The sequence below is a fragment of the Pseudomonas sp. UYEF17 genome, from assembly GCF_040546125.1.
In the GTDB taxonomy this organism is placed as follows: domain Bacteria; phylum Pseudomonadota; class Gammaproteobacteria; order Pseudomonadales; family Pseudomonadaceae; genus Aquipseudomonas; species Aquipseudomonas putida_Z.
Genome location: NZ_JBEPNE010000035.1, coordinates 1 through 15660, shown reverse-complemented (window position 1 = coordinate 15660; position 15660 = coordinate 1). Strand labels below are relative to the sequence as shown.

The 15660-nt window shown below is 58.3% G+C and carries 13 protein-coding genes and 1 tRNA gene; all 14 read left to right on the top strand.

Going from position 1 to position 15660, the window contains the following annotated elements; genetic code table 11:
* A partial coding sequence (locus ABIB24_RS26425) for an EF-Tu C-terminal domain-related protein (protein ID WP_080667851.1) occupies positions 1-111 on the top strand: 111 nt, incomplete at its 5' end.
* 54 nt (positions 112-165) lie between these two features.
* Positions 166-241 (top strand) — tRNA-Trp (locus ABIB24_RS26420).
* A 44-nt stretch (positions 242-285) separates the two neighbouring features.
* The gene (gene secE / locus ABIB24_RS26415; protein WP_003257081.1) at positions 286-654 is read left to right on the top strand and encodes a preprotein translocase subunit SecE; all 369 of its coding nucleotides are present in this window, start codon (positions 286-288) and stop codon (positions 652-654) included.
* 9 nt (positions 655-663) lie between these two features.
* Positions 664-1197: a transcription termination/antitermination protein NusG gene (nusG, locus tag ABIB24_RS26410; protein WP_003255501.1), complete on the top strand. Its 534-nt coding sequence runs from the start codon at positions 664-666 to the stop codon at positions 1195-1197.
* A 119-nt stretch (positions 1198-1316) separates the two neighbouring features.
* Positions 1317-1748: a 50S ribosomal protein L11 gene (gene rplK, locus ABIB24_RS26405; protein WP_003255500.1), complete on the top strand. Its 432-nt coding sequence runs from the start codon at positions 1317-1319 to the stop codon at positions 1746-1748.
* Positions 1748-2443, top strand: coding sequence for a 50S ribosomal protein L1 (gene rplA, locus ABIB24_RS26400; protein ID WP_013970629.1), 696 nt, complete (start codon positions 1748-1750; stop codon positions 2441-2443). The genes rplK and rplA overlap by 1 nt, the downstream gene beginning before the upstream one ends.
* A 197-nt stretch (positions 2444-2640) precedes the next feature.
* Complete coding sequence (gene rplJ, locus ABIB24_RS26395) at positions 2641-3141, top strand: 50S ribosomal protein L10 (RefSeq protein WP_003257082.1); 501 nt, start codon at positions 2641-2643, stop codon at positions 3139-3141.
* Positions 3142-3219: 78 nt separating this feature from the next.
* On the top strand, positions 3220-3591 hold the full coding sequence (rplL, locus tag ABIB24_RS26390; RefSeq protein WP_013970630.1) for a 50S ribosomal protein L7/L12: 372 nt from the start codon (positions 3220-3222) through the stop codon (positions 3589-3591).
* 220 nt (positions 3592-3811) lie between these two features.
* Positions 3812-7885: a DNA-directed RNA polymerase subunit beta gene (gene rpoB, locus ABIB24_RS26385; RefSeq protein ID WP_274078678.1), complete on the top strand. Its 4074-nt coding sequence runs from the start codon at positions 3812-3814 to the stop codon at positions 7883-7885.
* A gap of 64 nt (positions 7886-7949) precedes the next feature.
* Positions 7950-12149: a DNA-directed RNA polymerase subunit beta' gene (rpoC, locus tag ABIB24_RS26380; RefSeq protein ID WP_063911036.1), complete on the top strand. Its 4200-nt coding sequence runs from the start codon at positions 7950-7952 to the stop codon at positions 12147-12149.
* Between the two features lie 211 nt (positions 12150-12360).
* Entirely contained in the window at positions 12361-12732 is a 372-nt protein-coding gene (gene rpsL, locus ABIB24_RS26375) for a 30S ribosomal protein S12 (RefSeq protein WP_003255492.1), read from the top strand.
* Between the two features lie 106 nt (positions 12733-12838).
* Entirely contained in the window at positions 12839-13309 is a 471-nt protein-coding gene (gene rpsG, locus ABIB24_RS26370; RefSeq protein WP_003246741.1) for a 30S ribosomal protein S7, read from the top strand.
* Between the two features lie 30 nt (positions 13310-13339).
* Positions 13340-15487, top strand: a complete 2148-nt coding sequence (gene fusA, locus ABIB24_RS26365; RefSeq protein WP_061551336.1) for an elongation factor G — start codon at positions 13340-13342, stop codon at positions 15485-15487.
* A gap of 27 nt (positions 15488-15514) precedes the next feature.
* Positions 15515-15660, top strand: a 146-nt coding sequence (locus ABIB24_RS26360; protein WP_232895364.1) for a GTP-binding protein, incomplete at its 3' end; no start/stop codon positions are given.

Genomic DNA, 15660 nt, shown 5'->3' with positions numbered 1-15660 from the left:
ATGACTGTTACCCTGATCAAGACCATCGCAATGGAAGACGGTCTGCGCTTCGCTATCCGTGAAGGCGGTCGTACCGTCGGCGCCGGCGTCGTAGCAAAAATTATTGAATAAGTAGTTGATTTACTTGATCAGGCCGGTATAATGGCCGGCCTGATACAGCGTTACAGGTCAGTAGCTCAATTGGCAGAGCGACGGTCTCCAAAACCGTAGGTTGGGGGTTCGATTCCCTCCTGACCTGCCATTTCACCTCGGTGTGATGGCTTTCTTCTCACAGGATCCTCCTCGATGACTCCCAAAACTGAAGCCCAAGAATCGCGTTTTGATCTGTTCAAGTGGCTGGCTGTAGTGGCTTTGGTGGTTGTCGGTGTAGTGGGTAACCAGTATTACTCCGCCTCCCCGATCCTGTATCGCGTCCTCGCACTTCTCGTCCTGGCTGCTGTCGCGGGCTTTGTAGCTCTGCAGACTGCGAAGGGCAAGTCGTTCTTTGCGCTGGCGAAGGAAGCTCGTACCGAGATTCGTAAAGTCGTGTGGCCGACCCGCCAGGAAACCACCCAGACCACGCTGATTGTCGTGGCTGTCGTGCTGGTTATGGCACTGCTGCTGTGGGGTCTTGATTCCCTGCTCGGCTGGGCGGTCTCCTTGATCGTTGGCTAAAGGTGTCCCGTGGCTAAGCGTTGGTATGTTGTGCATGCTTACTCGGGTTACGAGAAGCATGTAATGCGCTCCCTGATCGAGCGCGTCAAGCTGGCTGGCATGGAAGACGGTTTCGGCGAGATCTTGGTCCCGACCGAAGAAGTCGTCGAAATGCGCAACGGCCAGAAGCGCAAGAGTGAGCGTAAATTCTTCCCTGGCTATGTACTGGTCCAGATGGAGATGAACGAAGGGACTTGGCACTTGGTCAAGGACACCCCTCGTGTGATGGGCTTTATTGGTGGCACCGCAGACAAGCCTGCACCGATCACCGATAAAGAAGCAGAGGCTATCCTGCGTCGCGTTGCCGACGGTAGCGACAAGCCGAAGCCGAAGACGCTGTTCGAGCCGGGTGAAGTGGTTCGAGTCATTGACGGTCCGTTCGCTGACTTCAATGGTAGTGTCGAAGAGGTTAACTACGAAAAGAGTCGCCTGCAGGTAGCGGTGCTCATTTTCGGTCGCTCTACTCCGGTGGAGCTCGAGTTCAGCCAGGTCGAAAAGGTCTAGGCGGACGAAGCATCCCATACCCCGCAGCCCTGTGTGCTGCGGGGTTTTGTCGTCACTGGGATAAAACGCAAGTCATCCGGGGAGCCAACAGGCGTTCGTACCCGATTTTGGAGTAGCTCATGGCTAAGAAGATTCAGGCTTACATCAAGCTGCAAGTTAAGGCCGGCCAGGCCAACCCAAGCCCACCCGTTGGTCCAGCACTGGGCCAACACGGTGTGAACATCATGGAATTCTGCAAGGCCTTCAACGCCCGTACCCAGGGTCAAGAAGCCGGCCTGCCGACTCCTGTGATCATCACTGTCTACAGCGACCGTAGCTTCACCTTCGAGACCAAGAGCACCCCTGCCTCGGTTCTGCTGAAGAAAGCTGCTGGCCTGACCAGTGGTTCGGCTCGCCCGAACACCGTTAAAGTCGGTACCGTTACCCGTGCTCAGCTGGAAGACATCGCCAAAGCTAAACAGGCTGATCTGACTGCCGCTGACCTGGACGCTGCTGTACGCACCATCGCTGGCTCTGCCCGCAGCATGGGCCTGAACGTGGAGGGTGTGTAATGGCTAAGCTGACCAAACGCCAAAAGGCAATCGCCGAGAAAATCGAAGCAGGCAAGGCCTACAACTTCGAAGAAGCGGCCACTCTGCTGGCTTCGTTGCCGGCTGCCAAGTTCGTAGAGTCCTACGACATCGCCGTTAACCTCGGTGTTGACCCGCGTAAATCCGACCAGGTCGTACGTAGCGCTACCGTGCTGCCGCACGGCACTGGCAAGACCGTTCGCGTTGCTGTCTTCACCCAGGGTCCAGCTGCTGAAGCCGCTCTGGCTGCCGGCGCTGACCGCGTAGGTATGGACGATCTGGCTGCCGAAATGAAAGGCGGCGACCTGAACTATGACGTCGTTATCGCATCGCCTGATGCCATGCGCGTTGTAGGTCAGCTGGGTCAGGTTCTGGGTCCTCGCGGCCTGATGCCTAACCCGAAAGTTGGTACCGTGACCCCAGACGTAGCCGGCGCCGTCAAGAACGCCAAGGCTGGTCAGGTTCGCTACCGTACCGACAAGAACGGTATCATCCACACCTCCGTTGGCAAGGTCGGCTTCGAAGCCGGCAAGCTGAAGGAAAACGTTGAAGCCCTGATCGCTGATCTGAAGCGTATCAAGCCAGCTTCCTCGAAAGGTATCTACGTCAAGCGCGTTACCCTGAGCACCACCATGGGCCCAGGTCTGGTCATCGATCAGAGCTCGCTGAACGTGTAAGAACATGGTGGCGCGACCTGTCGTGCCACCAGCAAAAATTGGGGTCCCTGCCTGGCGGGGGCTATCCAAGACCGTAGGCGGCGCAAGCCTTAAAACACCAGCCCACGCAGATGGTGCTCCCGATTCGTTACCGAATCAGACACCAAAACGACATCCGGCTCCGGCCAGATGAAACGGTAAAAACCAGGAGTAAACCCGTGGCAATTAAACTCGAAGACAAGAAGGCCATCGTCGCTGAAGTCAACGAGGCTGCCAAAGTCGCTCTGTCCGCTGTCGTGGCTGATGCCCGTGGTGTGACTGTAGGCGCAATGACCGGACTCCGTAAAGAGGCCCGCGAAGCTGGCGTTTATGTACGTGTCGTACGTAACACCCTGCTGAAGCGCGCTGTTGAAGGCACCGAATTCTCGATCCTCAACGACGCGTTCAAAGGCCCGACCCTGATTGCTTTCTCCAACGAACACCCGGGCGCTGCTGCTCGTCTGTTCAAAGAGTTCGCCAAGGGTCAGGACAAGTTCGAGATCAAGGCAGCTGCGTTTGACGGCAAGTTCCTTGCCGCTAACCAGATCGACGTGCTGGCAACCCTGCCAACTCGCGACGAGGCTATCGCACAGCTGATGAGCGTAATCCAAGGTGCAACCAGCAAGCTGGCTCGTACCCTGGCAGCTCTGCGCGACCAGAAAGAAGCTGCTGCTGCCTAAGGCACGCGCAACTCTTTCAAAATCATACGTTTAATTTGATGGCTGCGTAGGCTGTCACCCCAATACAGGATTGAAGTCATGTCTCTGACTAACGAGCAAATCATCGAAGCAATCGGCCAGAAAACTGTTCTGGAAATTGTTGAACTGATCAAAGCGATGGAAGAAACCTTCGGCGTTACCGCTGCTGCCGCTGTTGCCGCTGGCCCAGCCGCTGGCGCTGCTGCCGCTGTTGAAGAACAGACCGAGTTCAACGTCGTTCTGACCGAAGCTGGCGACAAGAAAGTAAACGTGATCAAGGCCGTTCGTGAACTGACCGGTCTGGGCCTGAAAGAAGCCAAAGAGAAAGTCGACGGCGCTCCTCAGGTTATCGCTGAAGGCGTTTCGAAAGAAGCCGCTGAAGACGCGAAGAAGAAGCTGGAAGAAGCTGGCGCTAAAGTCGAGCTGAAGTAATCTCGACCTTGCGACTCCAGTCCGAGCGTTGAGCGAAGGGCTGATGGCTGGTGGCTTATGCCACCGGCCTTTTTCCGTTATTGGTGGCCGGTCAGGCCGGCCCCGATAACAAGCTGCAAGACACCCATGTGGGTGGCGCAAACCAAGGGGTTTGCACGATTTTCTGGCTGCTCCCGCCGGGAGAAGCCAAACAAGCAGGTGACCAAGCTGGGGAACGCTGATGGCTTACTCATACACTGAGAAAAAACGTATCCGCAAGGACTTTAGCAAGTTGCCGGACGTCATGGATGTGCCTTACCTCCTGGCCATCCAGCTGGATTCGTATCGCGAATTCCTGCAAGCGGGAGCATCCAAGGATCAGTTCCGCGACGTCGGCCTGCACGCGGCCTTCAAATCGGTATTCCCGATCATCAGCTACTCCGGCAATGCTGCCCTGGAGTACGTAGGCTATCGCCTGGGCGAACCCGCCTTCGATGTGAAGGAATGTGTCCTGCGTGGCGTGACCTTCGCGGTCCCACTGCGGGTCAAGGTGCGCCTGATCATCTTCGACAAGGAATCGTCGAACAAAGCGATCAAGGACATCAAAGAGCAAGAAGTCTACATGGGTGAAATCCCCCTGATGACTGAGAACGGTACCTTCGTTATCAACGGTACCGAGCGTGTGATCGTTTCCCAGCTGCACCGTTCGCCTGGTGTGTTCTTCGACCACGACCGTGGCAAGACTCACAGCTCCGGCAAGCTGCTGTACTCCGCTCGCATCATCCCTTACCGCGGCTCCTGGCTGGACTTCGAGTTCGACCCGAAGGACTGCGTGTTCGTACGTATCGACCGTCGCCGCAAACTGCCGGCCTCGGTGCTGCTGCGTGCCCTGGGTTACAGCACTGAAGAAGTGCTGAACACCTTCTACACCACCAACGTGTTCCACATTTCCGGCGAGAAACTCAGCCTGGAACTGGTACCGCAGCGTCTGCGTGGTGAGGTTGCAGTCATGGATATCCATGACGACACCGGCAAAGTCATCGTCGAGCAGGGCCGCCGTATTACCGCGCGCCACATCAACCAGCTCGAGAAGGCCGGCGTCAAGCAGCTGGACGTTCCTATGGAATACGTCCTGGGCCGCACTACCGCCAAGGCCATCGTGCATCCGGCTACCGGCGAGATCCTGGCCGAATGCAACACCGAGATGACCACCGAACTGCTGATCAAGGTCGCCAAGGCACAGGTTGTCCGTATCGAGACCCTGTACACCAACGACATCGATTGCGGTCCGTTCATCTCCGATACCCTGAAGATCGACACCACCAGCAACCAGCTGGAAGCCCTGGTCGAGATCTACCGCATGATGCGTCCTGGCGAGCCGCCAACCAAGGATGCTGCCGAGACCCTGTTCAACAACCTGTTCTTCAGCGCCGAGCGTTACGACCTGTCCGCCGTTGGCCGCATGAAGTTCAACCGTCGTATCGGTCGTACCGAGATCGAAGGTTCGGGCGTGCTGAGCAAGGAAGATATCGTCGAGGTTCTGAAGACCCTGGTCGACATCCGTAACGGCAAAGGCATCGTCGACGACATCGACCACCTGGGTAACCGTCGCGTACGTTGCGTCGGCGAGATGGCCGAGAACCAGTTCCGCGTTGGCCTGGTGCGTGTCGAGCGCGCGGTCAAGGAACGCCTGTCGATGGCGGAAAGCGAAGGCCTGATGCCGCAAGATCTGATCAACGCCAAGCCGGTTGCGGCGGCGGTGAAAGAGTTCTTCGGTTCCAGCCAGCTGTCCCAGTTCATGGACCAGAACAACCCGCTCTCCGAGATCACCCACAAGCGCCGCGTCTCCGCACTCGGCCCAGGTGGTCTGACCCGTGAGCGTGCCGGCTTCGAAGTCCGTGACGTACACCCGACCCACTACGGCCGTGTGTGCCCGATCGAGACCCCTGAAGGTCCGAACATCGGTCTGATCAACTCCCTGGCTGCCTATGCCCGCACCAACCAGTACGGCTTCCTGGAAAGCCCGTACCGCGTGGTGAAGGAAGGCGTGGTCAGCGACGACATCGTGTTCCTGTCGGCCATTGAAGAGGCGGATCACGTCATCGCCCAGGCTTCGGCCGCGATGAACGAGAAGAAGCAGCTGATCGATGAGCTGGTAGCTGTTCGTCACCTGAACGAATTCACCGTCAAGGCGCCGGAAGACGTCACCCTGATGGACGTTTCGCCGAAGCAGGTTGTTTCCGTCGCTGCGTCGCTGATTCCGTTCCTCGAGCACGACGACGCCAACCGTGCATTGATGGGTTCGAACATGCAGCGTCAGGCTGTACCGACCCTGCGCGCCGACAAGCCGCTGGTAGGTACCGGCATGGAGCGCAACGTTGCCCGTGACTCCGGTGTCTGCGTGGTTGCTCGCCGCGGTGGCGTGATCGACTCGGTCGACGCCAGCCGTATCGTTGTTCGCGTTGCTGACGACGAAGTTGAAACCGGCGAAGCAGGTGTGGATATCTACAACCTGACCAAGTACACCCGTTCGAACCAGAACACCTGCATCAACCAGCGTCCGCTGGTAAGCAAGGGTGACAAGGTTCAGCGTGGCGACATCATGGCCGACGGCCCGTCCACCGACATGGGTGAACTGGCACTGGGTCAGAACATGCGCATTGCGTTCATGGCGTGGAACGGCTTCAACTTCGAAGACTCCATCTGCCTGTCCGAGCGTGTGGTCCAGGAAGACCGCTTCACCACCATCCACATCCAGGAACTGACCTGTGTGGCGCGTGACACCAAGCTTGGCCCAGAGGAAATCACTGCGGACATCCCGAACGTGGGTGAAGCCGCACTGAACAAGCTGGACGAAGCCGGTATCGTCTACGTGGGTGCCGAAGTCGGCGCTGGCGACATCCTGGTCGGCAAGGTAACGCCAAAAGGCGAAACCCAGCTGACTCCGGAAGAAAAACTGCTGCGCGCAATCTTCGGTGAGAAGGCCAGCGACGTTAAGGACACCTCTCTGCGCGTGCCAACCGGCACCAAGGGTACCGTCATCGACGTACAGGTCTTCACCCGTGATGGCGTCGAGCGCGACAGCCGCGCCCTGGCCATCGAGAAGATGCAGCTGGACGAGATCCGCAAGGACCTCAACGAAGAGTTCCGCATCGTCGAAGGTGCAACCTTCGAGCGTCTGCGTTCTGCCCTGAACGGCCAGGTGGTCGACGGTGGCGCGGGCCTGAAGAAAGGCACCGTGATCACTGACGAAGTACTGGACGGTCTGGAGCACGGCCAGTGGTTCAAACTGCGCATGGCCGAAGATGCACTGAACGAGCAGCTGGAAAAGGCTCAGCAGTACATCGTCGATCGTCGCCGTCTGCTGGACGACAAGTTCGAAGACAAGAAGCGCAAGCTGCAGCAGGGTGATGACCTGGCACCGGGCGTACTGAAGATCGTCAAGGTTTACCTGGCAATCCGTCGTCGCATCCAACCGGGTGACAAGATGGCCGGTCGTCACGGTAACAAGGGTGTCGTCTCGGTAATCATGCCGGTCGAAGACATGCCGCACGACGCCAACGGTACTCCGGTCGATGTCGTACTGAACCCGCTGGGTGTACCTTCGCGTATGAACGTCGGTCAGATCCTCGAAACCCACCTGGGCCTGGCGGCCAAGGGTCTGGGCGAGAAGATCGACCGCATGATCGAAGAGCAGCGCAAGGCCGCTGAACTGCGCGTGTTCCTGACCGAGGTCTACAACGAGATCGGCGGTCGTCAGGAAAACCTGGACGAGTTCACCGACGAAGAGATCCTGGCCCTGGCCCACAACCTGAAGAAGGGCGTGCCAATGGCTACCCCGGTCTTCGACGGTGCCAAGGAGCGCGAGATCAAGGCCATGCTGAAGCTGGCCGACCTGCCAGAGAGCGGCCAGATGGTGCTGTTCGATGGCCGTACCGGCAACAAGTTCGAGCGTCCTGTGACCGTTGGTTACATGTACATGCTCAAGCTGAACCACTTGGTGGACGACAAGATGCACGCGCGTTCCACTGGTTCCTACAGCCTGGTTACCCAGCAGCCGCTGGGTGGTAAGGCGCAGTTCGGTGGTCAGCGTTTCGGGGAGATGGAAGTGTGGGCGCTGGAAGCATACGGCGCGGCATACACCCTGCAAGAAATGCTCACAGTGAAGTCGGACGACGTGAACGGCCGTACCAAGATGTACAAGAACATCGTGGATGGCGATCACCGTATGGAGCCGGGCATGCCCGAGTCCTTCAACGTGTTGATCAAAGAGATCCGTTCGCTCGGTATCGATATCGATCTGGAAACCGAATAACACGTGACGCGAAGGGGAGTGGGGCAGGTAATGCCCGCTCCCTGCTCCGCCAGGAGGAAAGGCCTTGAAAGACCTACTGAATTTGCTGAAAAACCAGGGTCAAGTCGAAGAGTTCGACGCCATCCGCATCGGTCTGGCGTCGCCTGAAATGATCCGTTCGTGGTCGTTCGGTGAAGTTAAGAAGCCGGAAACCATCAACTACCGTACGTTCAAGCCTGAGCGTGACGGCCTGTTCTGCGCCAAGATCTTTGGCCCAGTCAAGGACTACGAGTGCCTGTGCGGCAAGTACAAGCGCCTCAAGCACCGCGGCGTGATCTGCGAGAAGTGCGGCGTTGAAGTTGCCCTGGCAAAAGTTCGTCGTGAGCGCATGGCGCACATCGAACTGGCCTCGCCGGTTGCCCACATCTGGTTCCTGAAGTCGCTGCCGTCCCGTATCGGCCTGCTGATGGACATGACCCTGCGTGACATCGAGCGCGTGCTCTACTTCGAGAGCTACGTTGTTATCGACCCGGGCATGACCACCCTGGAAAAAGGCCAGCTGCTGAACGACGAGCAGTACTTCGAAGCGCTGGAAGAGTTCGGTGATGACTTCGACGCCCGCATGGGTGCCGAGGCTGTCCGCGAGCTGCTGCACGCTATCGACCTGGAGCACGAGATCGGTCGCCTGCGCGAAGAGATTCCGCAGACCAACTCGGAAACCAAGATCAAGAAGCTGTCCAAGCGCCTGAAGCTGATGGAAGCGTTCCAGGGTTCGGGCAACCTGCCTGAGTGGATGGTCCTGACCGTCCTGCCAGTGCTGCCGCCGGACCTGCGTCCGCTGGTACCGCTGGATGGCGGCCGCTTCGCGACCTCCGACCTGAACGACCTGTATCGTCGGGTGATCAACCGTAACAACCGTCTGAAGCGCCTGCTGGATCTGTCGGCGCCGGACATCATCGTGCGCAACGAAAAGCGCATGCTGCAGGAAGCGGTCGACGCCCTGCTGGACAACGGCCGTCGCGGTCGCGCCATCACTGGCTCGAACAAGCGTCCGCTGAAGTCCCTGGCCGACATGATCAAAGGTAAGCAAGGTCGCTTCCGTCAGAACCTGCTCGGTAAGCGTGTGGACTACTCTGGCCGTTCGGTAATTACCGTAGGCCCGACCCTGCGTCTGCACCAGTGCGGTCTGCCGAAGAAGATGGCCCTCGAGCTGTTCAAGCCGTTCATTTTCGGCAAGCTGGAAATGCGTGGTCTGGCGACCACCATCAAGGCTGCCAAGAAGATGGTCGAGCGCGAGCTGCCAGAGGTGTGGGATGTGCTCGCCGAGGTGATCCGCGAACACCCCGTGCTGCTCAACCGTGCGCCGACCCTGCACCGTCTGGGTATCCAGGCATTTGAACCGGTTCTGATCGAAGGTAAGGCTATCCAGCTGCACCCGCTGGTCTGTGCCGCGTACAACGCCGACTTCGACGGTGACCAGATGGCCGTTCACGTGCCGCTGACCCTGGAAGCCCAGCTCGAAGCGCGCGCGCTGATGATGTCGACCAACAACATCCTGTCGCCAGCCAACGGTGAGCCAATCATCGTTCCGTCGCAGGACGTGGTACTGGGTCTGTACTACATGACCCGTGAAGCCATCAACGCCAAGGGCGAAGGTCGCGTGTTCGCCGACCTGCAGGAAGTCGACCGCGTATTCCGCGCCGGCGAGGCTGCCCTGCACGCGAAAATCAAGGTTCGTATCAACGAAACCGTGAAAGAGCGTGACGGTTCCGTGGTCAAGAACACCCGCATCGTCGACACCACCGTCGGCCGTGCGCTGCTGTTCCAGGTTGTACCGGCAGGCCTGCCGTACGACGTGGTCAACCAGCCGATGAAGAAGAAGGCGATCTCCAAGCTGATCAACCAGTGCTACCGCGTGGTTGGTCTGAAAGAGACCGTTATCTTCGCTGACCAACTGATGTACACCGGTTTCGCTTATTCGACCATTTCCGGCGTTTCCATCGGTGTTAACGACTTCGTTATCCCGGACGAGAAAGCCCGCATCATCGGTACCGCTACCGACGAAGTGAAGGAAATCGAGAGTCAGTACGCCTCCGGCCTGGTAACCCAGGGCGAGAAGTACAACAAGGTCATCGACTTGTGGTCGAAGGCGAACGACGAAGTGTCCAAGGCGATGATGGCCAACCTCTCGAAAGAGAAGGTCATCGACCGCGAAGGCAAGGAAGTCGAGCAAGAGTCCTTCAACTCGATGTACATGATGGCTGACTCTGGTGCGCGTGGTTCGGCAGCCCAGATCCGTCAGCTGGCCGGTATGCGTGGCCTGATGGCCAAGCCGGACGGCTCCATCATCGAGACGCCGATCACCGCGAACTTCCGTGAAGGTCTGAGCGTTCTGCAGTACTTCATTTCGACCCACGGTGCTCGTAAGGGTCTGGCGGATACCGCACTGAAGACTGCGAACTCCGGTTACCTGACTCGTCGTCTGGTAGACGTTGCCCAGGATCTGGTGGTTACCGAGATCGACTGCGGCACCGACCAGGGCCTGCTGATGACCCCGCACATCGAAGGCGGCGACGTTGTAGAGCCGCTGGGTGAGCGTGTACTGGGTCGTGTCATCGCCCGTGACGTGTTCAAGCCAGGCACCGAGGACGTCATCGTTCCGGCCGGTACCCTGGTTGACGAGAAGTGGGTCGAGTTCATCGAGCTGAACAGCATCGACGAAGTGGTCGTGCGTTCGCCGATCAACTGCGAAACCCGCTACGGCATCTGCGCCAAGTGCTACGGTCGTGACCTGGCTCGCGGTCACCAGGTGAACATCGGTGAAGCTGTCGGCGTTATCGCTGCCCAGTCGATCGGTGAGCCGGGTACCCAGCTGACCATGCGTACGTTCCACATCGGTGGTGCTGCGAGCCGTACCTCGGCTGCCGACAGCGTCCAGGTGAAGAACGGCGGTATGGTGCGTCTGCACAACCTGAAGCAGGTAGAGCGTGCTGATGGCAACCTTGTTGCCGTATCGCGTTCGGGCGAGTTGGCCATTGCCGACGAGTTCGGTCGTGAGCGTGAGCGCTACAAGCTGCCTTACGGTGCGGTGATTTCGGTCAAGGAAGGTGACAAGGTCGAAGCTGGCGCCATCGTCGCCAAGTGGGACCCGCACACCCACCCGATCGTTACCGAACTGAAAGGTACCGTGACCTTCGTGGGCATGGAAGAAGGCATTACCATCAAGCGTCAGACCGACGAATTGACCGGTTTGACCAACATTGAAGTTCTGGACGTCAAGGATCGCCCTGCCGCTGGTAAGGAAATCCGTCCGGCGATCAAGATGGTCGACGCTTCTGGCAAGGACCTGTACCTGCCAGGTACCGACGTACCTGCCCAGTACTTCCTGCCGGCCAACGCCCTCGTCGGTGTGGCTGACGGTGCCCAGATCGGTGTTGGTGACGTTATCGCGCGTATCCCGCAAGAAACGTCGAAGACCCGTGACATCACCGGTGGTCTGCCGCGCGTTGCCGACCTGTTCGAAGCGCGCCGTCCGAAAGAAGCCTCGATTCTGGCTGAAGTCAGCGGCACCATCGCGTTCGGTAAGGAGACCAAGGGCAAGCGTCGTCTGGTCATCACCCCGACCGACGGTAGCGATCCGTACGAAGAGCTGATTCCGAAGTGGCGCCACCTGAACGTCTTCGAAGGCGAACAGGTAAACCGCGGCGAAGTTATCTCCGACGGCCCGAGCGATCCGCACGACATCCTGCGTCTGCTGGGTGTGAGCGCGCTGGCGAAGTACATCGTCAACGAGATCCAGGACGTTTACCGTCTGCAAGGCGTTAAGATCAACGACAAGCACATCGAGACCATCCTGCGTCAGATGCTGCGCAAGGTCGAGATCTCCGAGTCGGGCGATTCCAGCTTCATCAAGGGCGACCAGATGGAACTGACCCAGGTACTGGTAGAGAACGAGCGTCTCGCCGCCGAGGACAAGTTCGTCTCCAAGTTCACCCGCGTGCTGCTGGGTATCACCAAGGCGTCGCTGTCGACCGAGTCGTTCATCTCCGCGGCTTCCTTCCAGGAAACCACCCGCGTACTGACCGAAGCGGCGGTAACCGGCAAGCGCGACTACCTGCGCGGCCTGAAAGAGAACGTGGTCGTGGGTCGTCTGATCCCGGCCGGTACTGGTCTGGCCTACCACAGCGAGCGCAAGCGTCGCCGTGATGCCGACAAACCGCTGCGTGTGAGCGCCAGTGAGGTGGAAGCCGCACTGACCGAAGCGCTGAATTCCAGCGGTAACTAAGTACAGGGCAGGGCCCCGGCAAGCCTCGAACGGTCATCGACGACATGAAATGTTGCCGATGATCGGACGGGGAGGGCCGGGGCCTCGTCTTGACTGGGTGCAAGATCCTCTTTAGACTTTTGTACCCTTAAATTTGGTGAGGCTCCGTCTCGCCAATTTTTGGCTTTCTTGCAAGACAATAGAGTCGCAAGACAATCAGTGGAGCTAGTAGATGGCAACTATCAACCAGCTGGTACGTCAGCCGCGTAAGCGTTCGGTCGAGAAGTCCGACGTTCCTGCGCTGCAGAACTGCCCGCAGCGTCGTGGCGTGTGCACCCGCGTGTACACCACTACGCCGAAAAAACCTAACTCGGCACTGCGTAAAGTATGCCGTGTGCGTCTGACCAACGGCTTCGAGGTTTCCTCGTACATCGGTGGTGAAGGCCACAACCTGCAAGAGCACAGCGTCGTCCTGATCCGTGGCGGCCGTGTAAAAGACTTGCCAGGTGTTCGTTACCACACCGTTCGCGGCTCTCTGGATACTTCGGGCGTTAAAGGCCGTAACCAGGGTCGTTCGAAGTACGGTACCAAGCGTCCGAAGTAATCGGTCGTTTGCAGACATCCATTTATTTGAGTCGATAAGAGTAAGGTCGGGCAGGGGTCGAAAGACCTGGTCCCGGGCTAACCTGAAGACCGTTTGAGGGCTTATCATGCCAAGACGTCGTGTAGCAGCAAAACGTGAGATCCTTGACGATCCGAAGTACGGATCCCAGATTCTCGCCAAGTTCATGAACCACGTGATGGAAAGCGGCAAGAAGGCTGTAGCCGAGCGCATCGTTTACGGTGCCCTGGATACCGTCAAAGCACGCAAGAACAGCGACCCCCTGGAAATCTTCGAGAAAGCTCTCGACGCCATCGCTCCGCTGGTCGAAGTTAAGTCCCGTCGTGTCGGCGGTGCCACTTACCAGGTTCCGGTTGAAGTTCGTCCATCCCGTCGTAACGCTCTGGCAATGCGCTGGCTCGTAGACTACGCCCGCAAGCGCGGCGAGAAGTCGATGGCTCTGCGCCTGGCCGGCGAGCTGCTGGATGCTGCTGAAGGCAAGGGTGCTGCAGTCAAGAAGCGTGAAGACGTGCACCGTATGGCCGAGGCCAACAAAGCGTTCTCGCACTACCGCTTCTAATTCAAGCATCAATCATTTTGCGAGGGCTTTATGGCTCGTACTACAGCAATTAACCGCTACCGTAACATCGGTATCTGCGCCCACGTTGACGCGGGCAAGACTACCACTACCGAGCGGATCCTGTTCTACACAGGTCTGAGCCACAAGATGGGCGAGGTGCACGACGGCGCCGCGACCACCGACTGGATGGTGCAGGAGCAGGAGCGCGGTATCACCATTACCTCCGCTGCCGTTACCACCTTCTGGAAAGGTTCCCGTGGTCAGTATGACAACTACCGCGTAAACGTCATCGATACCCCCGGCCACGTTGACTTCACCATTGAAGTAGAGCGTTCGCTGCGTGTACTCGACGGCGCGGTCGTTGTGTTCTGCGGTACCTCCGGCGTTGAGCCGCAGTCCGAAACCGTATGGCGTCAGGCTAACAAGTACGGCGTTCCACGTGTTGTTTACGTGAACAAGATGGACCGTGCTGGTGCCAACTTCCTGCGCGTTGTCGGCCAGATCAAGAACCGCCTGGGTCACACCCCTGTTCCGGTCCAGCTGGCTATCGGTGCAGAAGACGACTTCCAGGGTCAGGTTGACCTGATCAAGATGAAAGCCATCTACTGGAACGAAGACGACAAGGGCACCACCTACCGCGAGGAAGAAATTCCTGCGGATATGGTCGACCTGGCTAACGAATGGCGCAACAACATGGTTGAAGCTGCCGCCGAAGCCAACGAAGAGCTGATGAACAAGTACCTTGAAGAAGGTGACCTGTCCGTCGAAGACATCAAGGCCGGTCTGCGCGCGCGTACCCTGGCCAGCGAGATCGTTCCGGCTGTCTGCGGTTCGTCGTTCAAGAACAAGGGCGTTCCCCTGGTTCTCGACGCCGTTATCGACTTCCTGCCTGCTCCGACCGAGATTCCTGCGATCAAGGGTATCCACCCTGATCTGGCCGAAGTGCCGAAGGATGAAATCACCGAAGCGCAGCAGGACGAGCGTCACGCTGACGACGCAGAGCCGTTCTCGGCCTTGGCGTTCAAGATCGCTACCGACCCGTTCGTAGGTACCCTGACCTTCGTTCGCGTTTACTCGGGCGTTCTGACCTCTGGTGACTCGGTCATCAACTCGGTCAAAGGCAAGAAAGAGCGCGTTGGTCGTATGGTGCAGATGCACGCCAACCAGCGTGAAGAGATCAAGGAAGTGCGCGCTGGCGACATCGCGGCCCTGATCGGCATGAAGGACGTTACCACTGGTGAAACCCTGTGCGACGCTGACAAGCCAATCATCCTTGAGCGCATGGACTTCCCGGAGCCAGTGATTTCGCTGTCTGTCGAGCCGAAGACCAAGCAGGACCAGGAAAAGATGGGTATCGCTCTGGGCAAACTGGCTCAGGAAGACCCGTCGTTCCGCGTCAAGACCGACGAAGAGACTGGCCAGACCATCATCTCCGGTATGGGTGAGCTGCACCTGGACATCATCGTTGACCGCATGAAGCGTGAATTCAACGTTGAGGCCAACATCGGCAAGCCGCAGGTTTCGTACCGCGAGAAGATCACCAAGTCCGGTGTCGAGATCGAAGGCAAGTTCGTTCGCCAGTCGGGCGGTCGTGGTCAGTTCGGTCACTGCTGGATCCGTTTCTCGGAGCCAGAGCAGGACGACAAGGGCAACATCACCGAAGGTCTGGTGTTCTCCAACGAAGTCGTTGGTGGTGTAATTCCTAAGGAATACATCCCTGCGATCCAGAAGGGTATCGAAGAGCAGATGAAAAACGGCGTTGTTGCCGGTTATCCTCTGATCGGCCTGAAGGCCGCGGTATTCGATGGTTCGTACCACGACGTCGACTCCAACGAAATGGCGTTCAAGATCGCCGCTTCGATGGCAACCAAGCAACTGGCCCAGAAGGGCGGTGGCGTGGTTCTCGAGCCGATCATGAAGGTCGAAGTTGTAACCCCGGAAGACTACCTGGGTGACGTGATGGGTGACCTGAACCGTCGTCGTGGTCTGGTCCAGGGTATGGATGAGTCGGTCTCTGGCCGTGTCGTCCGCGCTGAAGTTCCGCTCGGAGAGATGTTCGGTTACGCAACCGACGTTCGTTCCATGTCTCAGGGTCGCGCAAGCTACTCCATGGAATTCTCCAAATACGCCGAAGCTCCGTCGAACATCGTCGAAGCACTCGTTAAAAAACAAGGCTAATCCCCTTTAGGCAAGAGGTTCACTGTCGTGGCTAAAGAAAAATTTGATCGTTCCCTTCCCCACGTTAACGTCGGCACCATCGGCCACGTTGACCACGGTAAGACCACTCTGACCGCAGCTCTGACTCGCGTCTGCTCCGAAGTTTTCGGTTCGGCAGTCGTTGAGTTCGACAA